The sequence below is a fragment of the Blastococcus aurantiacus genome, assembly GCF_900102425.1.
GTDB classification, from domain to species: Bacteria; Actinomycetota; Actinomycetes; order Mycobacteriales; family Geodermatophilaceae; genus Blastococcus; species Blastococcus aurantiacus.
Genome location: NZ_FNBT01000002.1, coordinates 70,196 through 91,493, shown reverse-complemented (window position 1 = coordinate 91,493; position 21,298 = coordinate 70,196). Strand labels below are relative to the sequence as shown.

Below are 21,298 nucleotides of genomic sequence, written 5' to 3'. Positions count from 1 at the left end.
CGCAGAGGTCGTCCCGGTGACCGATCTCGTCGTGGCGGACATCGCGGTGGAGACCGTCGAGCCCGGGACTGTCGCCGACGTCGTCGTCCTCCCGCCGGACCGGCCCGAGGACTCCGCGCCGGCCGCGGCCGTCGTCCCGGCGTTCGTGGACGAGGCCCTGGCCCAGCTGCAGGTCGAGCCGGCCGAGGTGGCCCTGGCCACCGCCGACCGGCGCCCCCGGCGGACGGGTCGCCACCGCATGCCGGTCGTGCGCCGCCGTCCCGCCTTCTACCTGGCGGCCGGCATCGTGGGTGCGCTGAGCGTGGGGGCGTTCGTCGACACCGACCCCTCCGCCCGCGCCGACGCACCCGCCGTCGCCGAGACGGTCAGCGTCGCCGAGCAGCTCGGCATCGAGGCGGAGCCGACGGCGGCCCTGGCCGACGCCGAGTCCACCCGCCTGCTCCAGGAACTGGTCGTCAGCCGCAATGAGCGCGACGCGGCCTCGACCGCGGCCGCCGACGTCCAGGCCAAGGCCGACTTCTTCGCCGTCGTGGCGGCTGCCGAGGCGGCCCGCCCGAAGGTCGTGGCGCCGGTGAACGGTGCCCGGCTCACCAGCGGCTTCGGCGCCCGCTGGGGCACGGTGCACGCCGGCATCGACCTGGCGGCGCCGATGCGGACCCCGGAGTACGCGGTCATGGACGGCGTCGTCCTCGAGGCAGGACCGGCCGGCGGGTACGGCCTCGTGGTCTACATCCAGCACGACAACGGCGACGTCACCGTCTACGGCCACATGGACGAGATCCTCGTCGAGGCCGGTCAGGTGGTCCGCGCCGGTGACACCATCGCCCTGCTGGGCAACCGCGGTCAGTCGACCGGGCCGCACCTGCACTTCGAGGTGCACGTCGGCGGGATGAACGGCACCAAGGTCGACCCGCTGCCGTGGCTGCGGGAGCGCGGCGTCCAGATCTGACACCTCGCGCCCAGGACCCGCACCTCGACGCCCCCGGCCGGACTCCTCCGGCCGGGGGCGTGGTGCATCCGGCAGACTTCCGCCCCGGGAGGGATGCCGGAGGGAGGACGCATGGGGCACGACCACGGCCATGCCGCCGCACCGGCAACCCGGGGGAGGCGCCGTCGGCTCGCGGTCGTGCTCGGGCTGACCGTCGCGGTGCTTGCGACGGAGCTCGTCGCCGCCGTCCTCAGCGGTTCCCTGGCGCTGCTCGCCGACGCCGGCCACATGGCGACGGACGCGGTCGGGATCGCCCTCGCCCTCACGGCGGTCACCCTCGCCCAGCGGCCGGCCCGGGGACGGCGCACCTTCGGCTGGCAGCGCGCCGAGATCCTCGCCGCCGTCGCCAACGGGCTGCTGCTGCTCGGGGTGGCCGGGTACGTGCTGGTCGAGGGGGTCCGCCGGATCGGCAGCCCCCCGGAGATCGCGCCGGGGCTGGTGCTCGCCGTGGGCGCCGTCGGGCTCGTGGTCAACCTGGTGTCGCTCGCCGTGCTGCACCAGGGGAGGGGGGAGTCGCTCAACCTGCGCGGCGCCTACCTCGAGGTGCTGGCCGACGCCCTCGGCTCGGTGGCGGTCATCGTCGCCGCGCTGGTCATGGCCGTCACCGGCTGGTCGCACGCCGACACGGTGGCGTCGCTGGCCATCGGCGTCCTCGTGCTGCCGCGGGCCTGGCACCTGCTGCGCGAGGCCTTGGACATCCTGCTGGAGGCAGCACCCCGCGGCGTCGACCTCGGCACCGTCCGGGAGCACATACTCGGCGTGGACGGCGTCGTCGGCGTGCACGACCTGCACGCCTGGACGATCACCTCGGGGCTGCCGGTCCTCTCCGCGCACGTCGTCGTCACCGACGAGGCGCTCGGGGCCGGGCACGGCGGGCGGGTGCTCGATGCGCTGTGCGCCTGCCTCGGGTCGCACTTCGACGTGGAGCACTGCACCTTCCAGCTGGAGGCCCGCTCGCACGCCGGCCACGAGGCGCCCGTGCACGACTGAAGGCGCTGCCCCCGCGAGCGCCCCCGGGTGGGACAGTGGTGCGAGCACTGACCGGCAGAGAGACGGAGGCGTCGGTGGAGCACGGGAACGGGCACGGGCACCACTCGGGGATGTGGGTGCCGGGCGAGCCGCCCACCTGGGGCCGCGTGTTCCTGCCGCACCTGGAGCCCTGGTCGGTGCTCGCCGTCCTGAGCCTCGTCGGGCTGGTGGCCTACCTGGTCGCCGTCGTCCGGCTGCGGCGGACCGGTGTCTCCTGGCCGTGGTGGCGCACCGCGGCGTGGGTCGTGGGCACGCTGTCGATCGCCGCCGTGACCGGCACCTGGCTCAACGGCTACAGCATGGTGCTGTTCAGCCTGCACATGGTCCAGCACATGGTGCTGGCGATGATTACGCCGATCCTGCTCCTGGTGGCCGCTCCCGTGACGCTGGCGCTGCGGACCCTGCCCCGCGGTCAGGGCGCGGCCGCCGCCCCGCGCGCCCTGCTGCTGAACTTCCTGCACAGCCGGTTCACCCGGATCCTGGCGTCACCGGGCTTCACCGTGCCGCTGTTCATCGCCAGCCTCTACGGCATCTACTTCACGCCGATCTTCGACGCACTCATGAGCAACCCGGCGGGGCACCAGTTCATGCTGGCGCACTTCGTCGTCACCGGGCTGCTGTTCTTCGGGCCGATCATCGCCCAGGACCCGTGGCCGAGCACCCACGCCCATCCGACGCGGATCCTCGAGCTGGTCATCCCGGTGCCGTTCCACGCCTTCTTCGGCGTCGCGGTGATGATGGCCAGTTCGCTGCTCGTGGACAGCTTCGCCAACCCGCCGGCGAGCTGGGGCGTCGACCCGGTCGGCGACCAGAGCGTCGCCGGTGGCATCGCCTGGTCCTTCGGAGAGCTGCCCACGGTGATCGTGCTGGTCGTCGTCCTTGCCTCGTGGATGGGTTCCGACGAACGCCGCGCACGGGCCCTCGACCGGGCGGCCGACCGCAGCGGCGACGCCGAGCTCAACGCCTACAACGCCCGCCTCCGCGCCATGGCGGAGCGATGACACCGTCGTCCTCCGGACGACACCGCCACCAGGAGCCGTTCCACCTGCGCTGAGCCCCACGGTGTGAACCCGGCGGGAGGCCTCCGGCCCCCGCGCCGGGTCCACACACGAGCTATGCGACCGGGACGACGGCGTCGTCGGCCGGCAGGTCCTCCTTGGTCGCCTTGACCAGGAACGCCGAGACCAGCGCCCCGATCACCAGCAGCACCGAGGCCCACGTGAAGGCAGTGGTGTAGCCCTCCACCTGCGCCTCCAGGCCGATGGCCGGATCACGCGGGTCACCGCCGGAGGTCAGGGCGTCGGCGGTGTAGGAGCTGATCGCCGCGACGGACAGCGACGCCAGGACGGCGGTGCCGATGGAGGCACCCACCTGCTGGGTGGCGTTGAGCATCGCGCTGGCCGCGCCGGCGTCGCGCGGGCCCGCGCCGATGAGCGCCAGATTCGACAGGGGTACGAACGTGAAGCCCAGGCCCAGGCCCAGCAGCAGCTCACCCGGGAAGGGCAGCTGCCAGAAGCCGGTGTCGACCCCCACGAAGGAGAGCGTGAAGAGCCCGGCGGCGGCGAACAGCCCGCCGGCGATCATCAGCGGCCGGGGTCCGATCTTCGGCACCAGGACGCTGGCCGCACCGGCCGCGATGAAGACGCCCAGGGTGGTCGGCAGCGACGCGAGGCCCGCCTGCACCGGCGAGTAGTCCAGCACCTGCTGGAAGTACAGCGACAGGAAGAAGAACGCCCCGATGAGCCCCGCGCCGACGAGCGTCGAGGTCAGGTAGGCCCCGCCGCGGTTCCGGTCCAGGACGATGCGCATCGGCAGCAGGGGATTGCGGGTCCGCAGCTCCGTGGCGACGAACAGGGCCACCAGGACCACGCCGCCGACGATGAAGACCCAGGCGAGGCCGTCGGCCCAGCCGCTCTCCGGCGACACCAGCGTGGTGCTGCCCTGTGCCTGGGCCGCCTGGTTGGCAGCCCTCGCCTCGGCGGAGTTGGCTTGCGCGGCCTCGGCGACGCGGGTGAAGCCGTAGACGATCGAGGCCAGCCCGGCGGTGATGAGCACCGCGCCGGGGATGTCGTAGCTGGTGTCGCCCGGGGCCTTGCTCTCCGGCACGAACCGGATGGCCAGCACGATGGCGAGCAGGGCGATGGGCAGGTTGACCCAGAAGCACCAGCGCCAGTCGGCGTACTCGGTGAGGATGCCGCCCATCAGGAGCCCGATCGCGGCACCGCCACCGGCCAGGGCGCCGTAGACGCCGAAGGCCTTGGCCCGCTCCTTCGGCTCGGTGAACAGCACGGTGATCAGCGCGAGGGACGCCGGGGCGAGCAGGGCGGCGAAGACACCCTGCAGGGCCCGGGCGCCGAAGAGCATCGCCTCGTTCTGGGCCACGCCGCCGAGCGCCGAGGCGAGCGCGAAGCCCGCGGCGCCGGCGAGGTAGGCGCGCTTGCGGCCCCAGAAGTCGGCGATGCGACCGCCGAGCAGCAGGAAGCCGCCGAAGGTGAGGGTGTAGGCCGTGACGATCCACTGCTGGCTGGCGGTGCTGATGTCCAGGTCGGTGGTGACCGCCGGCAGTGCGATGTTGACGATCGTGGCGTCGAGGACCACGAGCAGGACGGTCATGGAGATGATGCCGAGAGCCAGCCAGCGGCGCTCGTAGGGCTCGTCGGCGGGGGGCTGGGCCCCGTCGGCGGCGGTGGTGTGCACGGGGTCGGTCACGGGGTCCTCATCGTTCGCGCGGGTGAGCCGGGATCGCCGGCCGAGGCAGCAACGTAACGGCCTGCGACCATGTCGTCGTGCCTGTTTCGCTGGTGTTCACCTCGGACACGCACGTCCCGAAGCGGGCCCGTGATCTACCTCATTCCCTCTGGGACGCGATCGTGAGCTCGGACGTGGTCGTGCACGCCGGCGACTGGGTCGACGTGGCGCTGCTGGACCTCCTCGAGGAGCGGTCCCGGCGGCTGGTCGCGGTGTACGGCAACAACGACCACGGGGCGCTGCGCGAGCGGCTGCCGGGGGTGGCCCGCGCCGAGATCGAGGGCGTGCGCTTCGCCGTCGTCCACGAGACGGGCGACGCGAAGGGCCGCGAGCTCCGGTGCGCCGCCCGCTTCCCCGACACCGACGTCCTGGTGTTCGGGCACAGCCACATCCCCTGGGACACCACGGCACCGACCGGGCTCCGGCTGCTCAACCCCGGGTCGCCCACCGACCGGCGGCGTCAGCCGCACGGCACCTTCGTCACCGCGGTGGCCGACGCCGGGCAGCTGCGCGACGTCGTGTTCCACGCGGTGCCGCCCCGATCGTGAGCCGGCGTCCCGACCTGCCGGAGGCCGCCGTGGCGGCGCTTGCCTGCCCGGTCTGCGCCGGGCCCCTGGCGGTCGGTGAGGACGGCGGCGTGCTGCGCTGCCCGGCCGGGCACTCCCACGACCGGGCCCGCCAGGGGCACGTGACGCTGCTGCCTCCGGGGCACCGGGCCCCCTCGGGCGACTCGGCGGAGATGGTGGCCGACCGGGTGGCCTTCCTCGCCGCCGGTCACTACGCCGGCATCAGCGCGGCCCTGGCCGACGCCGTGCTCGACGGGGGAGCGGAGCCGGGGGTGCTGCTGGACCTGGGTGGCGGCACCGGCCACCACCTGGCCGCCGTGCTCGACCGCGCCCCCGGTGCGAGCGGCGTCGTCCTGGACTCCTCGCCCTTCGCCGCGCGCCGAGCCGCCCGGGCGCACCCGCGGGCGATGGCGGTCGTCGCCGACACCTGGGCCCGGCTCCCGGTCCGGGACGGTGCGGCCGACCGGGTCCTGGTCGTCTTCGCCCCGCGCAACGGCCCCGAGATCGCCCGCGTCCTGCACCCGGAGGGGCGGCTGGTCGTGGTGACGCCCGCCGCCGACCACCTGGGGGAGCTGGTCGGACCGCTGAACCTGCTGCGCGTCGACCCGGACAAGGCGGCCCGGCTGACCGGTTCGCTGGAGCCCCACCTGGTGCCGGTGGCGAACGCGGAGCGGCGCGACGTCCTGCGGCTCGACCACGCCGCCGTGGGGACGCTGGTGGGCATGGGCCCGCATGCCCGGCACCTCCCGGCGGGCATCCGCGCAGATCGGATCGCCGTGCTGCCCGAGCCGGTGGAGGTCACCGTCGCGGTGCAGGTGGCCGTCTACCGCCGCCCGTAGCGGCCCGGGACGGGAGGCCGGATGTGACGTCCGACGCGCCCGTCCCGTCCCGCGGCAGGGACGGCCGGAGGCCCGTCTAAGCTGCGGGACGTGACGATTGCACCGGCGCCCATCGTGAGTCGGCCGAGCCCGGCTCACGTGGTCGAGAAGGGGTCGCGGCTGTCCAACCTGCTGCGGACCACCGACCACAAGACCATCGGCCTGATGTACCTGACGACGTCGTTCGTCTTCTTCATCCTGGGTGGCCTGATGGCCATGCTGATCCGGGCTGAACTGGGTCGGCCGGAGCTGCAGTTCCTGTCGCCGGAGCAGTACAACCAGCTGTTCACGATGCACGGCACGCTGATGCTGCTGATGTTCGCGACGCCGCTGTTCTTCGCCTTCGGCAACCTGATCATGCCGCTGCAGATCGGCGCGCCCGACGTCGCGTTCCCGCGGCTGAACGCCTTGTCGTTCTGGCTGTTCCTGTTCGGCTCCACGATCGTGGTGTCGTCGTTCATCACCCCCGGTGGTGCGCCGGACTTCGGATGGACGGCCTACGTCCCGCTGTCCGACGTCGTGCACAGCCCGGGCGTGGGCGCGAACCTCTGGATCAGCGGCCTGGCGGTCTCGGGTCTGGGCACGATCCTCGGTGGCGTCAACTTCATCGCCACGATCGTCTGCCTGCGCGCGCCGGGGATGACGATGTTCCGGATGCCGATCTTCACCTGGAACACCCTGGTGACGGCGATCCTGATCCTGCTCGCCTTCCCGATCCTGACCGCCGCGCTGCTCGCGCTGCTGGCCGACCGGAACCTGGGCGCCCTCATCTACTCCCGCGAGAACGGCGGGCCGATGCTGTGGCAGCACCTCTTCTGGTTCTTCGGGCACCCCGAGGTCTACATCATCGCGCTGCCGTTCTTCGGCATCGTCACCGAGATCATCCCGGTCTTCGCCCGCAAGCCGCTGTTCGGCTACAAGGGCATGGTCGGGGCGACCCTCGCCATCGGCTTCCTCTCGCTGGCCGTGTGGGCGCACCACATGTTCGCCACCGGCGCGGTGCTGCTGCCGTTCTTCGCGTTCCTGACCTACCTGATCGCGGTGCCCACCGGGCTGAAGTTCTTCAACTGGATCGGCACCATGTGGCGCGGCCAGATGACCTTCGAGAGCCCGATGCTGTGGTCGGTCGGCTTCCTGGTCACCTTCCTGCTCGGTGGGCTGACCGGTGTGCTGCTGGCCTCCCCGCCGCTGGACTGGCACGTGTCCGACAGCTACTTCGTCGTCGCGCACTTCCACTACGTCGTCTTCGGCACCGTGGTGTTCGCCGCCTACGCCGGCGTCGCGTTCTGGTTCCCCAAGATGTGCGGCCGGATGATGGACGAGCGGCTGAGCAAGCTGCAGTTCTGGATGACCTTCGTCGGCTTCCACGGCACGTTCCTCGTGCAGCACTGGCTGGGCAACGAGGGCATGCCGCGCCGCTACGTGGACTACGCGGCCACCGACACCTTCACCACGCTGAACATGATCTCGACGATCTTCAGCTTCGTGCTGGGCGCCTCGGTGATCCCGTTCATCTACAACGTGGTCCGCTCCTGGAAGTACGGGAAGCTCGCCCTGCGCGACGACCCGTGGGGCCACGGCAACTCGCTGGAGTGGGCGACGTCGTCCCCGCCGCCGCGGCACAACTTCGTGGAGATCCCGCGGATCCGCTCGGAGCGCCCCGCCTTCGAGGCGCACTACCCGCACCTGGTCGACCGGCTCCAGGCCGAGGCGCACGCCGGCAAGCGGCACGAGCCCTACGGCGGGGTCAGCGAGCTGGTGCCCGGCACCGGTCCTCGCCAGGGGCCGAACGACCCCGACCCCACCTGATCCGCGTCGAGCACTGAACCGGAGAGGCCCAGAACCGTCGAGGTTCTGGGCCTCTCGGGTTCACCGGCCAGGGTGTACGGCACGATGGCCGGGTGCCACCGGACCCCACGCCCTTGCCGACCGAGGTCCCCGAGGCCGCTCCCGCCCGCGCCCTGCTGACGGTGAACGGCGCCGACCGGCCCGGTGTCACGGCGCGGTTGTTCGCGGCGCTGGCCGAGGGCGCACCCGCCGTGGAGGTCCTCGACGTCGAGCAGGTCGTGGTGCACGGGCAGCTGGTCCTCGGCGTCGTCGTCGGGGTACTGCCCGCGGACGCCGGCCCGCCGGTGGGGCAGGACGAGCTGCTGGAGCACCTGCGTCCGCTGGCCGCGGCCGTCGCCACCGACGTCGGCCTCCGGGTGGACGTCGAGCCGGCCGACGCCGGTCCCGCGTCCGTTCCGGGCGGCCGCCCCCACCACGTGATTCTGCTGGGCCGCCCCGTCGCACCGGCGGCGGTGGCTGGGGCCGCCCGGGGCATCGCCGCGGTCGGCGGCAACATCGACGCCATCCGCCGGCTCTCGGACTATCCCGTGACCAGCTTCGAGCTGACCGTTTCGGGCGCGGAGGCCACCGCCCTGCGCACCGAGCTGGCCTCGGTCGCCGCGACCACCGGTACGGACATCGCGGTCGAGCAGGTGGGGCTGACGCGCCGCAGCAAGCGGCTGATCGTGCTCGACGTCGACTCCACCCTCGTCCGCGGCGAGGTGATCGACGAGCTCGCGGCCCGGGCCGGTCGTGCGGCCGAGGTCGCGCGGATCACCGCCGCGGCCATGAACGGGGAGCTCGACTTCGCCGAGTCGCTGCGCAAGCGGGTCGCCGTCCTGGCCGGGCTGCCGGTGGAGGTGCTCGACGAGGTCCGCGAGGCCCTCGTCCTCACCCCTGGCGCCCGCACGCTCATCCGCACGCTGCAGCGCCTCGGCTTCCGCTGCGGGATCGTCAGCGGCGGCTTCACCCAGATCACCGATCCGCTGGCCGAGAGCCTCGGGCTGGACTTCGCGGCGGCCAACACCCTCGAGGTCGTGGACGGCCGGCTGACCGGCGGGCTGGTGGGGGAGATCGTCGACCGGCCCGGCAAGGCGCGCGCTCTGGCCCGGTTCGCCGCGGAGCACGGGATCCCGCTGGACCAGACCGTGGCCGTCGGCGACGGCGCCAACGACCTCGACATGCTCAACACCGCGGGGCTGGGCATCGCCTTCAACGCCAAGCCCTTCGTGCGCGAGCAGGCGCACACCGCGCTCAACCAGCCCTACCTGGACGCCGTCCTCCAGGTGCTCGGCTTCACCCGCGACGAGGTCCTCGACGCCGTCTAGGGCGTCCCTGGTCCCACGGCGGGGCGGTGGACCGACCCCTCCAGGCCGACGCCGGCGGTCCGGAGCTGGTCGAGGGCGGCCTCGGTGGTCGTCTCCGAGACCCCGGCGGTGAGGTGGAGCAGGACGCGGGTCGCCAGGCCGTTGGCGACGGCGTCGAGCGCGGTGGCCCGCACGCAGTGGTCGGTGGCGATGCCCACGACGTCGACGGCGTCCACGTCGTGCTGCCGGAGCCAGTCCGCCAGCGCCACGCCGTCCGCCGCGCCCTCGAAGCCCGAATAGGCGGCGGCGTGCTCGCCCTTGTCGAAGACCGCCTCGATCGGCCCGCGGTCCAGCGCCGGGTGCAGTTGGACCCCGTCGGTGCCGACGACGCAGTGCCGCGGCCAGGAGTCGACGAAGTCGGGAGCGTCGGAGAAGTGGGCGCCCGGGTCGATGTGGTGGTCCCGGGTGGCGACGACGTGGTCGTAGCCGGCACCGGCCACGTGCTCGGTGATCGCGGCGGCCACCGCGGCGCCGCCGGCCACGGCGAGGCTGCCGCCCTCGCAGAAGTCGTTCTGCACGTCGACGACGATCAGCGCGCGGGTCATGAGAAGGCAGTTCCTTCCGGTTGATCTTCGGCCCCGTCCGGAGGCTCGCTCCGAGCGTGCGAGGGGTGAGAGGGACGGGGTCCTCTTACTCGAAGGCTCAGGCGGTGACGGTGTCGAGCACGGGCTCGCCGCGCGAGAGGGCGAACGCCTCCGGCGGCAGCGCCGCGCGTACCTGCAGGTGGTGCGCCTTGGCCCGGTGCAGCGCCTCGGCCGGGGAGACCGGGTCGCAGATGTCGCCGTCGCGCACCAGCGGCACGAGCAGGTCGCGGTCGCCGGGGCGCGCGGCGACGGGCTCGGCGGTGACGAGCTCGGCCGTCGCCACGCCGTCGGCATCGTGCCGCCGGACGGCGGACTTGCGCCCGCCCACCGATCGCTTGCCCTCGGACCGCTTCGCCACCGGCACGCCGTCCCGCTCGACCAGCTTGTAGACCATGCCGACGGTGGGTGCGCCCGACCCGGTGACCAGCGAGGTGCCGACGCCGTAGCCGTCGACCGGTGCCGCGGCCAGGCCGGCGATGGCGTACTCGTCGAGGTCGCTGGTCACCACGATGCGGGTCCCGGTCGCGCCGAGGGAGTCCAGCAGCTCGCGCGCCCGGGTGGCCAGCGTCGGGAGGTCGCCGGAGTCGAGCCGGATGCCGCCCAGCTCGGGGCCGGCCACCTCGACCGCCGTCCGGATGCCCTGCTCGACGTCGTAGGTGTCCACCAGCAGCGTCGTGCCCTTGCCCAGGGCCGCGACCTGGGCCTCGAACGCGGACCGCTCGTCGTCGTGCAGCAGCGTGAAGGCGTGCGCGCTCGTGCCCGTGGTGGGGACCGCGTACCGCCGGCCGGCCTCCAGGTTGGAGCTGGTCGCGAACCCGACGAGGTGCGCGGCCCTGGCGGCGGCGACGGCGGCCTCCTCGTGCGTGCGGCGCGAGCCCATCTCGATGCACGGCCGGTCGCAGGCCGCCGAGATCATCCGGGCCGCGGCCGAGGCGATCGCGCTGTCGTGGTTGAGCACCGAGAGCGCGAGGGTCTCCAGCAGCACCCCCTCGGCGAAGGAGGCGCGCACGGTGAGCACCGGGGAGCCGGGGAAGTACAGCTCGCCCTCGGCGTAGCCGTCGATGTCGCCGGAGAAGCGGAAGTCGGCCAGCCAGTCCAGCAGGCGGGCGTCGGTGAGCCCCTGCTCGCGCAGCGCGGCGATCTCGTCGTCGCCGAACCGGAAGTACGGCAGCGCCTCCAGGAGCCGGCCGGTGCCGGCGAGCACGCCGTACCGGCGGCCGTGCGGGAGCCGCCGCGCGAAGACCTCGAAGACGCACTGGCGGTCGGCGGTGCCGTCGGCCAGTGCGGCGGCGACCATCGTCAGCTCGTACCGGTCGGTGAAGAGTGCGGGAGCCGGTGGGGGAGTCAGCCCGGTGTCCACAGCCATGATCGGGGAGCGTAGGCGGGCCCCGGCTCCGGGGCAGATCGGCGTCCTAAGGTGGAGCCGTGGCCGGACCTCTCGCTCCGACGTGGACGCCGGAGACCACCAGCGACGAGCGCAGCGAGCTCGACCGTCCGTGGGTGACGATCGTGTGGAACGACCCGGTCAACCTCATGACCTACGTGACCTTCGTGCTGCAGGAGCTGTTCGGCTACGACGAGGCCACCGCAACGGCACTGATGCTGCAGGTGCACCACGACGGCAAGGCGGTCGTGAGCTCCGGCCCGCGCGAGCGCATGGAGCACGACACCAGCCGGCTGCACGCCTACGGCCTGTGGGCCAGCTACCAGAGGGACACATGAAGCCCTTCAGGGCCGCGCGCAGCGGCGAGCTGGTCGCTCGCCTGGAGCGGGCCGAGGCGGGCATCCTCGGGCTGCTGCTCGACCAGCTGGAGCAGCTGCTCACCGCCGACCTCGACGACGTCGGCGACGACCCGGTGCTGGGCCGGCTGTTCCCCGACGGCCACCGCTCCGACCCGGAACTGGCCGCGGACTACCGCGAACTGACCGAGTCCTCGCTGCGCAGCGCGAAGGGCGACGACCTGGCCATGGTGCGCGCCTCGCTGCCCGCCGAGGGCGGTGAGGTGCGCCTGGACGCCGACCAGGCCGGTGCCTGGCTGCGGACCAGCAACGACCTGCGCCTGGCCCTGGGCACCCGGCTCGACATCAGCGAGGAGACCGAGCCGCCGGAGGAGGTCGCCGGCGAGGAGGACCAGCAGCTGGCCGTCTACTACTGGCTCACCGCCGTGCAGGGCTCGCTCGTCGACGCGCTGGTCGCTTCTCGCTCCGGCCGAAGGTGAGCAGCACCAGCGCCGTCAGCAGCAGGTCGAGGGTGAAGAACACGTAGACCAGGCCGTGCAGCTCGACGTCCTTGATCCAGGCCCCGATGCACGAGATCAGCGTGATGCCCGACAGCGCCAGGACGAGCAGCAGGACGAGCATCCGCAGCGTCACCATGACGACGACGGAGGCGCGGTCGTTCGGATCGCCGGTGACGTAGCCGCGGTGCCGGAACAGGCCCCGGGCGCCGAGGACGAGTGCGGGCAGCGGGAACAGCACGACGCCGGCGATCAGCAGAGCTTCGTCCCACACGGATCGAGACCGTATCGGTTGGCCCGCCGATGGTTGCCGAGGCCACCCTTCCCGGCCCTGTCCCGGGACCGGAACGGCGGACGCCTAGACTGCCGGTGTGCTGCGCATCGACCGCGCGACCTACGACGCCATCGTGGCCCACGCCCGGAAGGACCATCCGGACGAGGCCTGTGGCGTCGTCGCCGGACCCGAGGGGACCGAGCGTCCCGAGCGCTTCATCCCGATGCTGAACGCCGCGCGGTCGCCCACGTTCTACGAGTTCGACTCCGCCGACCTGCTGCGGCTGTACCGCGAGATGGACGACCGTGACGAGTGGCCGGTCGTCGTCTACCACTCGCACACCGCCACCGAGGCCTACCCGTCGCGCACCGACGTCGGCTACGCGTCCGGTCCGGCCGCCGACCCCCGCACCCACTACGTGCTGGTCTCCACCCGGCACCACGCGGAGCGGACGGGGCTGGCCGGCGACGACGTCGAGTTCCGCAGCTACCGGATCGTCGACGGCGAGGTGAGCGAGGAGGAGGTCGAGATCGTCGAGTCCTACCTCTTCGGCCACTCGCCGACCACCGTCGTCTACGACTGAACACGGCCCCTCCTGCTCCCCGCCGCTCCCACGCTCGCGGCGGGCCCTGCCGGAGGGCCATCGCCGCTGCCCGGAATCCCGCGCGGCGGCCGGGCGTTCGCCCACCTAGACGCACCACCCGCTGCCCGACGCGGCAGCGACCCCACGACAGCTGAACTCCCGAGGAGAACGCACGCCATGGCCATCCAGGTCCGGATCCCGACCATCCTGCGCACCCACACCGGCGGCAACAAGACCGTCGAGGGCAGCGGCGCCACCCTGGCAGCGCTCATCGACGACCTCGACGCCCAGCACTCGGGCCTGAAGAACCGCCTCGTCACCGAGGAGGGCAAGCTGCACCGCTTCGTCAACGTCTACGTCAACGACGAGGACGTGCGCTTCACCGGCGCCTTGGACACCCAGGTCAAGGACGGCGACTCGGTGACCATCCTCCCGGCGGTCGCGGGCGGCTGCTGACGCACCACACCACCCTCCCCGCCACCCCTCCCGGAAGAGCTCCCATGGCCCGCTTCGCCTCGCTCGTCGACTCGCTCGGCGGCACCCCGCTCGTCGGGCTGCCCAGCCTCTCGCCGACCTCCGACGTCCGGCTGTGGGCCAAGCTCGAGGACCACAACCCCACCGGCTCCATCAAGGACCGCGCGGCGATCAAGATGATCGAGGCGGCCGAGAAGGAGGGGCGGCTGCAGCCCGGCTCGACCATCCTCGAGCCGACGAGCGGCAACACCGGCATCTCCCTGGCCATGGTCGCCCGGCAGCGCGGCTACCGGCTGATCTGCGTGATGCCGGAGAACACCTCGATCGAGCGCCGGCAGCTGCTGGAGATGTACGGCGCGCAGATCATCTCGTCGCCGGCCGCCGGCGGCTCGAACCAGGCCGTCGCCATGGCCAAGGAGCTCGCCGCCGAGCACGACGACTGGGTGATGCTCTACCAGTACGGCAACCCGGCCAACGCCCAGGCGCACTACGAGGGCACGGCCCCGGAGATCCTCGCCGACCTGCCGTCGATCACCCACTTCGTCGCAGGGCTGGGGACGACGGGCACGCTGATGGGCTGCTCCCGCTACTTCAGGGAGCACAAGCCGGGCATCCAGGTGATCGCGGCCGAGCCCCGGTACGGCGAGCTCGTCTACGGGCTGCGCAACATCGACGAGGGGTTCATCCCCGAGCTCTACGACGCCTCGCTGCTGGACTCCCGGTTCTCCGTGGGCCCGGACGACGCGATCCACCGCACCCGCCAGCTGGTGGAGCGCGAGGGCATCTTCGCCGGCATCTCGACCGGCGCGATCCTGCACGCCGCGCTGGGCATCGCCGACAAGGAGGTGGCGGCCGGGCGTCGGGCCGACATCGTCTTCATCGTCTGCGACGGCGGCTGGAAGTACCTCTCCACCGGCGCCTACGCCGGCACGCTGGAGGAGGCGTCCGCCGCGCTGGAGGGCCAGCTCTGGGCATGATCCTGTCGGTGTGACCTGACAGGGTGCGGGAGTGCTGATCAAGGCCTGCCCCAACGGTCCCCGCCGCCCGGGTGACCACCCGGCCCTGCCGTGCACTCCCGAGGAGGTCGCCCGGGAGGCCGCGGCGGTCGCCGCCGCCGGCGCCGGAGCGCTGCACCTCCATCCCAAGGACGCCGCCGGAGCCGACTCCCTGCAGGCCGCCGACGTGGCGGCGGTGGTCTCCGCGGTCCGGGCGGCCGTGCCCGGCGTGCCGGTCGGCGTGACCACCGGCGCCTGGGCGCTGCCCGACGCGGCCCAGCGGGTCGCCGCCGTCGGTGCCTGGACCGTCCTGCCGGACTTCGCCTCGGTGAACTGGCACGAGGACGGCGCCGACGACGTCGCCGCTGCGCTGCTCGACCGCGGCGTCCAGGTGGAGGCGGGCCTGTGGCACCTGGCGGGGGTGGCCGCCTGGCAGGCGTCGCCGCACCGCGACCGGTGCCTGCGCGTGCTGCTGGAGCTGCCCGACGGCCTGGACCAGGCCGGCACGGAGGCGGAGGCCGAGCGGCTGCTGGCCGCCGTCGGCGACGGGCCGCCGGTGCTCCTGCACGGCGAGGGCACCAGCTGCTGGCCCGCCCTCGCGCTGGCCATCCGCCGCGGGCTGGACACCCGCATCGGGCTGGAGGACGTCCTGCACCTGCCCGACGGGTCGCCGGCCCCGGACAACGCCGCGTTGGTCCGGGCCGCCACCGCCGTCCTCGCCGCCGTGCGGGCAGCGGACGGGACGGACGGCTAGCCTGACCGGCGACATGGGGACGACGCAGCCGGGTGCGGACGCACCGATCGGCATCTTCGACTCGGGCGTCGGTGGGCTCACCGTCGCCCGGGCGGTGCTGGACCAGTTGCCGGGCGAGGCGATCCGCTACATCGGGGACACCGCCAACGGCCCCTACGGGCCGCTGCCGATCGCCGAGGTCCGCCGCCACTCCCTGGCCGTGATGGACGGCCTGGTGGCCGACGGCGTCAAGATGCTGGTCGTGGCCTGCAACTCGGCCAGCGCCGCCTCGTTGCGCGACGCCCGGGAGCGGTACGACGTCCCCGTCGTCGAGGTCGTGCTCCCCGCCGTGCGCCGGGCCACCGCCGCCACCCGCAGCGGGCGGATCGGCGTCATCGGCACGCAGGCCACCATCACCAGCGGCGCGTACGAGGACGCCTTCGCCGCGGTGCCCGGGCTCAGCGTCACCAGCGCCGCCTGCCCGAGCTTCGTCGACTTCGTCGAGCGCGGGGTCACCAGCGGCCGGCAGCTGCTGGGGCTGGCGCAGTCGTACCTCGACCCGCTGCTGGCCGCCGGTGTCGACACCGTCGTCCTCGGGTGCACGCACTACCCGCTGCTGACCGGCGTCCTCTCGCTGGTGCTCGGGGACGACGTCACCCTGGTGTCCAGCGCGGAAGAGACCGCCAAGGACGTCTACCGGGTGCTGACGAGCAGCGGGATGCTGCGCGAGGACGCGGCGCCGCCGCAGCACGCCTTCCTCGCCACCGGCGATCCGGAGCCCTTTGCGCGGCTGGGCCGCCGCTTCCTCGGTCCCGAGATCGGCTCGGTGCTGCGCGCCGGCGCGGTGGGGGCGGCATGAAGCTGACCGTGGTGGGCTGCTCGGGCAGCGGCCCCGGCCCGGGGTCGCCGGCGTCGAGCTACCTGGTCGAGCACGAGGGGTTCCGGCTGGTGCTGGACCTGGGCAACGGCGCGTTCGGGGCGTTGCAGGGGCTCATCGACCCGGGCTCGGTCGACGCCGTCTTCCTCTCCCACCTGCACGCCGACCACTGCCTGGACGTCGCGCCGTTCGTGGTGTGGCACCGGTACTCCAAGCGCTCGCCGGGCCGGCTGGTCCCCCTGTACGCGCCGGTGGGTGCCGAGCGACGGCTGGCGATGGCCTACGACATGGACGGCGACGGGCTCACCGACGTCTTCGACTTCGTGCCCGTGGGCCCCGGCGCCCTGACGATCGGCCCGTTCGAGGTCGAGCTGGCCCGCACCGCGCACCCCGTCGAGACGTACGCCATCCGGCTGACCGCCGGCGGGCGGTCCCTGGTCTACACGGGGGACACGGGCGCGAGCGACCGCGTCGTCGAGCTGGCCCGCGGCGCCGACGTGCTGCTCGCCGAGGCGGCCCACCCGGACGACGACCCGGACCAGCCGCCGGGGCTGCACCTCACCGGCCGCCAGGCGGCCGAGCACGCGGCGGCCGCGGGGGTGGGCCGGCTCCTGCTCACCCACATCCCCGCGTGGGTCGACCGCATCGGCCAGCTGTTCGCCGCCAGCTCGGTGTTCTCCGAGACCGAGCTCGTACAGCCCTCCGGCGTCTACGAGATCTGACGAAGGACCCTCCTGCCCCCGCCACTCGCACGTTCGCGGCGGGCCCCTGCAGGCGGGCCGGTTGCTCGACGGGGGCGGACGCGGAACGGTGACGCTCATGGATGAGCTGGACGGCGTCTCCCTGAGCAGCCTGGACGCGCCGCTGGGCGACGGGCTGGGCGTGACCAAGGGCGACCTGGTCACCTACCTCTCGGCCGTGGCCGACCGCATGCTGCCGGGGTTGGCCGGGCGCCCGCTCTCGGTCATGCGCGTCCGGCCCGGGCAGGCGCCGTTCATGCAGCGCAACGTGAGCAAGGGCGCGCCGCAGTGGGTGCGCACCGTGCCGGTCTGGGCAGCCGGCGCCCACCGCGAGGTGCACCAGGTGCTCTGCGACGACCGGCGCACGCTGATCTGGCTGGCCAACCAGCGCGCCGTCGAGTTCCACGTCCCGTTCCTGCGCGTGGGCGAGCCCGAGCCCACCGGCCTGGTGCTCGACCTCGACCCGCCGGAGGGGGCGGACTTCAGGGCGGTCGTGGCGGTGGCCGGGTTGGTGCGGCGTGCGCTGGAGGACGCGGGCCTCACCGGTGCGGTGAAGACCAGCGGGTCGAAGGGCGTGCATGTCGTCGTCCCGCTGACCGGTTCGTCCTTCGAGGACGTCGCCGCCGCCACCCGGGCATTGGCCGCTCGGACCGCCGCGCTGGACCCGGAGGTGGCGACGACGGCCTACCTCAAGGAGGACCGGGAGGGGAAGGTCTTCGTCGACTCCACGCGGTCGGGGCAGGGCACGGTGGTCGCCGCCTACAGCCCGCGCGTCCGGCCGGGGCTGCCGGTGTCCTTCCCCGTGCCGTGGGACCGGCTCGGGGAGGTGCGGCCCGCGGACTTCACCGTCACGACGGCGCCGGGGCTGCTGGGCGACACCGATCCGTGGTCCGGGTCGCTGCCCGACCCGCAGGCGCTGCCCACCGATCTGGTTGCGCAGGGGCACACGATCCCGGTCGCCCGGGTGCAGGCGATGCACGAGGGCAAGCGCCGCAAGCGCGCGGCCGAGGCGGCAGGCGACGCGTGAGCGGCTACGAGTGGACCGAGCAGATCGACGCCCTCACCGTCACCCTGCTCCGGGGTGCGGACCTGCAGCAGGTCGGGGACGTGCTGGAGTTCGACTGGGAGAGCGAGCGGCTGGTGACGTTCGACCAGGCCTTCGACGACCTGGACGGCGACGGTTGGGACTGGCCGGTCCAGGTCGAGGAGCTCGAGGGCTGGCTCGTCGTCGCGGAACCCAACGGCTGGTTCCTGTCCGATGAGCAGAAGCTCGCCGCGCTGTCGCGCGAGGGGGTCGCCGTGTCGGTGTTCTTCAACGTCAACGCGAAGTTCCGGTTCATCGTGGCGCGGCAGGGCGTCGTCGTCCGGTCGTTCGACCCGGTCGTCCCCACCTACGAACCCGCCGGGGATCCGCTGCCCGAGGAGGGCGGACTGGGCTTCGGCGTCGACGAGGACACGACGGCGAACTCCTTCGTCCTCCTCGAGCGGCTGACCGGCGTCCGCCTCGACGAGAGCTGGCTGACCGAGCAGCCGCGCCGCACGTGGTCGGCCCCGCACCCCCTGCCGCCAGGTGTCGAGCGGCGGCCGGAGGAGGAGCAGCGGAGCCGCGGCGGTGTCCTCCGGAGGGTGTTCCGGCGGTTCCGGTGACGGGCGGCGGCCTGCGGCACCAGCAGCTCCCGGAGCCGCCGGGTGGCCGGTGACCGGCGGGTTCTGAAACAGTTGGCGGAAGTGTTGCGCGGCCGCGATCCGTGACGTTACGTTGACGCGGCGTCGACGGTGATGTGCATCACATACCGGGCCCGGTGCGTCGGCGCATCCCTCCCTCGGTCGCCGCTGCCCGTCGGTCGCGGCACTCCCCGGAAAGGTCCACCGTGCCCACTCCACGCCTGCTGGCGCGCGCCCTCGCGGCTCTCGCCCTCGCACTGGCGACGGTCGTCGCCCTGTCGATCCCTGCCTCCGCCGACCCGTCCTGGTGGCGGGGCCCCGCACCGACCCAGGCCAGCATCTCCGCCGAGCGCGGCCCGTTCGCCGTCTCCTCGACGGCGGTCTCCAACCTGTCCACGCCCGGCTTCGGGTCGGCGACCATCTACTACCCGACGACCACGACGGCGGGCACGTTCGGCGGGGTGGCGATCTCGCCCGGCTACACCGCGTCGGAGTCGACCATCGCCTGGCTGGGCCCGCGGATCGCCTCCCAGGGCTTCGTCGTCATCACCTTCAACACCAACTCGCGCTACGACCAGCCGGCCTCCCGCGGTGACCAGCTGCTGGCCGCGCTGGACTACCTCACCGGCTCCAGCGCGGTCCGCTCCCGGGTGGACGCGAGCCGGCTGGCGGTGATGGGTCACTCCATGGGCGGCGGTGGCGCGCTCGAGGCGGCCAAGGACCGGCCCTCACTGCAGGCGGCCATCCCGCTGACCGGCTGGAACACCGACAAGACCTGGCCGGAGGTCCGCACGCCCACCCTCGTGATCGGTGCGGAGAACGACAGCGTGGCTTCCGTCAGCAGCCACTCCATCCCGTTCTACAACAGCCTGACCAACGCGCCGGAGCGGGCCTACCTCGAGCTGAACAACGCGAGCCACTTCGCGCCGAACAGCCCGAACACCGACATCGCGTCGAGCTCCATCGCGTGGCTGAAGCGCTTCGTGGACGACGACACCCGGTACACCCCGTTCCTCTGCCCGGGCCCGTCGGTCTCGAGCTTCGGGTCGGTCTCGGACTACCGGGCCACCTGCCCCATGTGAGCCGGTCGGACTGAGGGGGCGGGCTCCGAGCGCTTCGGAGCCCGCCCCCGCTGTCCTACGCTGCGAGCGTGACGGGGCCTCGCGAGGAGATCGTGCGCACGGCAGCGGGGATGCTCCTGCAGGGCCGGCGGCTGGACACCGGAACGCTGGCCGCCGAGCTGGGGATCTCCCGGGCGACGCTGTTCCGCCGGGCGGGCAACCGGGACGCGATCCTCGGCGACGCCCTGGCCCACCTCGGTGCCCGCACCCTGGCCAGGATCCAGCGCGAGCACGACGAACGGCCGGCGGGTGCGGAGCCGCGCGGTCGGCTGCGCTGCCTGTCGGTGAGCGAGGAGTTCCGCTTCGCCCTCGGGACCGCTCCGGCGCTGCAGCGGCTGCTCGACGAGGAGCCCGCGATGGCCATCCGGGTGCTCACCGATCCGGAGGGACTGGTGCACCCGCGGATGGTGGAGGCCTATGCCTCGCTGTTCCAGCGGGACGTCGACGAGCACGCGTTCGCGCCGCTGATGCCCGTCCCGCTGCTGGCCCTCGCCGTCGTCCGGCTCGGGGAGTCGTTCCTCTACTCCGACGTGCTGGCCGCCCGGACACCCGACCTCAAGACGGCCACCACGGTCATGGACGCACTCGTCACCAGCGTCCTCCGGTTCGACCAGCGCTGACGTCGGGGTGCGGCTCAGTCGAGGCCGAGGTCGCGGCGCAGCTTCGCGACGTGCCCGGTGGCCTTGACGTTGTAGGCGGCCTTCTCTACCCGGCCCTCGGCGTCGATGACGAACGTGGAGCGGATGACCCCGACGACCTGCTTGCCGTAGAGCTTCTTCGGCCCGTACGCGCCGTAGGAGGAGAGCACCTCCTTGTCCGGGTCGGAGACCAGGGTGATGCGGATGTCCTCCTTCTCCTTGAAGCGCTGCAGCTTCTCGACGGGATCGGGGGACACGCCGATGATGTCCAGCCCCGCCTCGGCGAGGTCACCGGCGGCGGCGGTGAAGTCGACGGCCTGCGTGGTGCAGCCCGGGGTCAGTGCCGCCGGGTAGCAGTACACGATCACCCGCCGGCCGCGGTAGGACGACAGCGACACCGGGGTGCCGTCGGCGTCGGGCAGCGTGAACTCCGGCGCGGGCTCGCCGGGGGTGAGGCGGACGGGTGCCGTGTCGGTGCTGCTGTCGGTCATGCCCGCATCCTGCCTCCTCCCGGGGACGCGGACGCAGCCGGTCGGTGCCCCTGGTGCCGTCAGCCGGCCAGGAAGGAGAAGCGCACGTGCCGCTGGTGGTTGTCGGTGTTGGTGTCGACCAGGCAGATCCGCTGCCAGGTGCCCAGCTGCATGCGGCCTTCCAGCACGGGCACGGTGGCGTGCGGCGGCACGAAGGCCGGCAGCACGTGGTCGCGGCCGTGCCCGGGGCTGCCGTGCCGGTGCCGCCAGCGGTCGTCGCGGGGGAGCAGCACGTCGAGCTGGGCGAGCAGGTCGTCGTCGCTGCCCGCACCGGTCTCGACCAGCGCGATGCCGGCGGTGGCGTGTGGCACGAAGACGTGCAGCAGCCCGTCGCCCTCGGTGCTGACGAACTCGGCGCACTCGTCGGTCAGGTCGACGACGACGGGGACGCCGCCGGTGCGGACGGCACGCAGCTCCGATCTCATGACGGCGATCCTGGCCGAC

At 73.1% G+C, this 21,298-nt stretch carries 25 protein-coding genes; 19 read left to right on the top strand and 6 right to left on the bottom strand.

Annotated features, from left to right (window positions below):
* The first annotated feature begins 16 nt into the window (after positions 1-16).
* The 3 genes from BLS70_RS03885 to BLS70_RS03875 all read left to right on the top strand — a co-directional run bounded on the left by BLS70_RS03885 (position 17) and on the right by BLS70_RS03875 (position 3,018).
* A complete protein-coding gene (locus BLS70_RS03885; RefSeq protein WP_255362224.1) occupies positions 17-949 on the top strand; it encodes a M23 family metallopeptidase in 933 nt (310 codons plus the stop codon).
* Positions 950-1,060: 111 nt separating this feature from the next.
* Positions 1,061-1,978 carry a cation diffusion facilitator family transporter gene (locus tag BLS70_RS03880; protein WP_091764357.1) on the top strand — a complete coding sequence of 306 codons (918 nt, stop codon included), beginning with the start codon at positions 1,061-1,063 and terminating at the stop codon, positions 1,976-1,978.
* Between the two features lie 74 nt (positions 1,979-2,052).
* Complete coding sequence (locus BLS70_RS03875; protein ID WP_255362223.1) at positions 2,053-3,018, top strand: cytochrome c oxidase assembly protein; 966 nt, start codon at positions 2,053-2,055, stop codon at positions 3,016-3,018.
* 112 nt (positions 3,019-3,130) lie between these two features.
* Here BLS70_RS03875 and BLS70_RS03870 read toward each other — a convergent pair whose 3' ends face one another.
* Positions 3,131-4,726, bottom strand: a complete 1,596-nt coding sequence (locus BLS70_RS03870) for an MFS transporter (protein ID WP_255362222.1) — start codon at positions 4,724-4,726, stop codon at positions 3,131-3,133.
* Between the two features lie 77 nt (positions 4,727-4,803).
* Between BLS70_RS03870 and BLS70_RS03865 the strand changes: the two genes are divergently transcribed.
* From BLS70_RS03865 to serB, 4 genes are all read left to right on the top strand, one after another.
* Positions 4,804-5,313, top strand: a complete 510-nt coding sequence (locus BLS70_RS03865) for a metallophosphoesterase family protein (RefSeq protein WP_091764356.1) — start codon at positions 4,804-4,806, stop codon at positions 5,311-5,313.
* Positions 5,314-5,327: 14 nt separating this feature from the next.
* Positions 5,328-6,170 carry a putative RNA methyltransferase gene (locus BLS70_RS03860; RefSeq protein ID WP_439645381.1) on the top strand — a complete coding sequence of 281 codons (843 nt, stop codon included), beginning with the start codon at positions 5,328-5,330 and terminating at the stop codon, positions 6,168-6,170.
* Positions 6,171-6,260: 90 nt separating this feature from the next.
* The gene (gene ctaD / locus BLS70_RS03855; RefSeq protein ID WP_091764354.1) at positions 6,261-8,018 is read left to right on the top strand and encodes an aa3-type cytochrome oxidase subunit I; all 1,758 of its coding nucleotides are present in this window, start codon (positions 6,261-6,263) and stop codon (positions 8,016-8,018) included.
* Positions 8,019-8,110: 92 nt separating this feature from the next.
* Positions 8,111-9,364 (top strand): phosphoserine phosphatase SerB, encoded by a 1,254-nt coding sequence (gene serB / locus BLS70_RS03850; protein ID WP_091764353.1) that lies wholly within the window; start codon positions 8,111-8,113, stop codon positions 9,362-9,364.
* On the opposite strand, the gene BLS70_RS03845 is transcribed toward serB, so the two are convergent.
* Both BLS70_RS03845 and BLS70_RS03840 read right to left on the bottom strand, forming a co-directional pair.
* Entirely contained in the window at positions 9,361-9,948 is a 588-nt protein-coding gene (locus BLS70_RS03845) for an isochorismatase family protein (RefSeq protein ID WP_091764352.1), read from the bottom strand. The genes serB and BLS70_RS03845 overlap by 4 nt on opposite strands.
* Positions 9,949-10,045: 97 nt before the next feature.
* Positions 10,046-11,353: a nicotinate phosphoribosyltransferase gene (locus BLS70_RS03840; RefSeq protein ID WP_091764351.1), complete on the bottom strand. Its 1,308-nt coding sequence runs from the start codon at positions 11,351-11,353 to the stop codon at positions 10,046-10,048.
* Positions 11,354-11,412: 59 nt separating this feature from the next.
* Here BLS70_RS03840 and clpS point away from each other — a divergent pair, with 59 nt between their 5' ends.
* Positions 11,413-11,709, top strand: coding sequence for an ATP-dependent Clp protease adapter ClpS (clpS, locus tag BLS70_RS03835; RefSeq protein WP_091764350.1), 297 nt, complete (start codon positions 11,413-11,415; stop codon positions 11,707-11,709).
* The gene (locus BLS70_RS03830) at positions 11,706-12,206 is read left to right on the top strand and encodes a DUF2017 family protein (RefSeq protein ID WP_091764349.1); all 501 of its coding nucleotides are present in this window, start codon (positions 11,706-11,708) and stop codon (positions 12,204-12,206) included. The genes clpS and BLS70_RS03830 overlap by 4 nt, the downstream gene beginning before the upstream one ends.
* Here BLS70_RS03830 and BLS70_RS03825 read toward each other — a convergent pair.
* Positions 12,145-12,498: a hypothetical protein gene (locus tag BLS70_RS03825; RefSeq protein WP_091764348.1), complete on the bottom strand. Its 354-nt coding sequence runs from the start codon at positions 12,496-12,498 to the stop codon at positions 12,145-12,147. The genes BLS70_RS03830 and BLS70_RS03825 overlap by 62 nt on opposite strands.
* Positions 12,499-12,595: 97 nt before the next feature.
* Between BLS70_RS03825 and BLS70_RS03820 the strand changes: the two genes are divergently transcribed.
* The 10 genes from BLS70_RS03820 (at position 12,596) to BLS70_RS03775 (ending at position 20,306) form a co-directional block, all read left to right on the top strand.
* Positions 12,596-13,081: a M67 family metallopeptidase gene (locus BLS70_RS03820; RefSeq protein ID WP_091764347.1), complete on the top strand. Its 486-nt coding sequence runs from the start codon at positions 12,596-12,598 to the stop codon at positions 13,079-13,081.
* A gap of 177 nt (positions 13,082-13,258) precedes the next feature.
* Positions 13,259-13,537 (top strand): MoaD/ThiS family protein, encoded by a 279-nt coding sequence (locus BLS70_RS03815; RefSeq protein ID WP_091764346.1) that lies wholly within the window; start codon positions 13,259-13,261, stop codon positions 13,535-13,537.
* A gap of 44 nt (positions 13,538-13,581) precedes the next feature.
* Positions 13,582-14,532, top strand: coding sequence for a PLP-dependent cysteine synthase family protein (locus tag BLS70_RS03810; protein WP_091764345.1), 951 nt, complete (start codon positions 13,582-13,584; stop codon positions 14,530-14,532).
* Between the two features lie 31 nt (positions 14,533-14,563).
* Positions 14,564-15,304, top strand: a complete 741-nt coding sequence (locus BLS70_RS03805) for a 3-keto-5-aminohexanoate cleavage protein (protein ID WP_091764344.1) — start codon at positions 14,564-14,566, stop codon at positions 15,302-15,304.
* Between the two features lie 13 nt (positions 15,305-15,317).
* On the top strand, positions 15,318-16,142 hold the full coding sequence (murI, locus tag BLS70_RS03800; RefSeq protein ID WP_091764343.1) for a glutamate racemase: 825 nt from the start codon (positions 15,318-15,320) through the stop codon (positions 16,140-16,142).
* Positions 16,139-16,882 carry an MBL fold metallo-hydrolase gene (locus BLS70_RS03795; RefSeq protein WP_091764342.1) on the top strand — a complete coding sequence of 248 codons (744 nt, stop codon included), beginning with the start codon at positions 16,139-16,141 and terminating at the stop codon, positions 16,880-16,882. Before murI ends, BLS70_RS03795 begins: the two co-directional genes overlap by 4 nt.
* Positions 16,883-16,979: 97 nt before the next feature.
* The gene (locus tag BLS70_RS03790; RefSeq protein ID WP_091764815.1) at positions 16,980-17,927 is read left to right on the top strand and encodes a DNA polymerase domain-containing protein; all 948 of its coding nucleotides are present in this window, start codon (positions 16,980-16,982) and stop codon (positions 17,925-17,927) included.
* Entirely contained in the window at positions 17,924-18,547 is a 624-nt protein-coding gene (locus tag BLS70_RS03785; protein WP_091764341.1) for a DUF6461 domain-containing protein, read from the top strand. Before BLS70_RS03790 ends, BLS70_RS03785 begins: the two co-directional genes overlap by 4 nt.
* A gap of 224 nt (positions 18,548-18,771) precedes the next feature.
* Positions 18,772-19,647 carry an alpha/beta hydrolase family protein gene (locus BLS70_RS03780; RefSeq protein WP_091764340.1) on the top strand — a complete coding sequence of 292 codons (876 nt, stop codon included), beginning with the start codon at positions 18,772-18,774 and terminating at the stop codon, positions 19,645-19,647.
* A 68-nt stretch (positions 19,648-19,715) separates the two neighbouring features.
* Entirely contained in the window at positions 19,716-20,306 is a 591-nt protein-coding gene (locus BLS70_RS03775; RefSeq protein WP_091764339.1) for a QsdR family transcriptional regulator, read from the top strand.
* Positions 20,307-20,320: 14 nt separating this feature from the next.
* Here the strand turns inward: BLS70_RS03775 and bcp are convergent, their stop codons facing one another.
* A complete protein-coding gene (bcp, locus tag BLS70_RS03770; RefSeq protein WP_091764338.1) occupies positions 20,321-20,815 on the bottom strand; it encodes a thioredoxin-dependent thiol peroxidase in 495 nt (164 codons plus the stop codon).
* Between the two features lie 59 nt (positions 20,816-20,874).
* Positions 20,875-21,279 carry a YjbQ family protein gene (locus tag BLS70_RS03765; RefSeq protein WP_176946274.1) on the bottom strand — a complete coding sequence of 135 codons (405 nt, stop codon included), beginning with the start codon at positions 21,277-21,279 and terminating at the stop codon, positions 20,875-20,877.
* Positions 21,280-21,298: the final 19 nt, after the last annotated feature.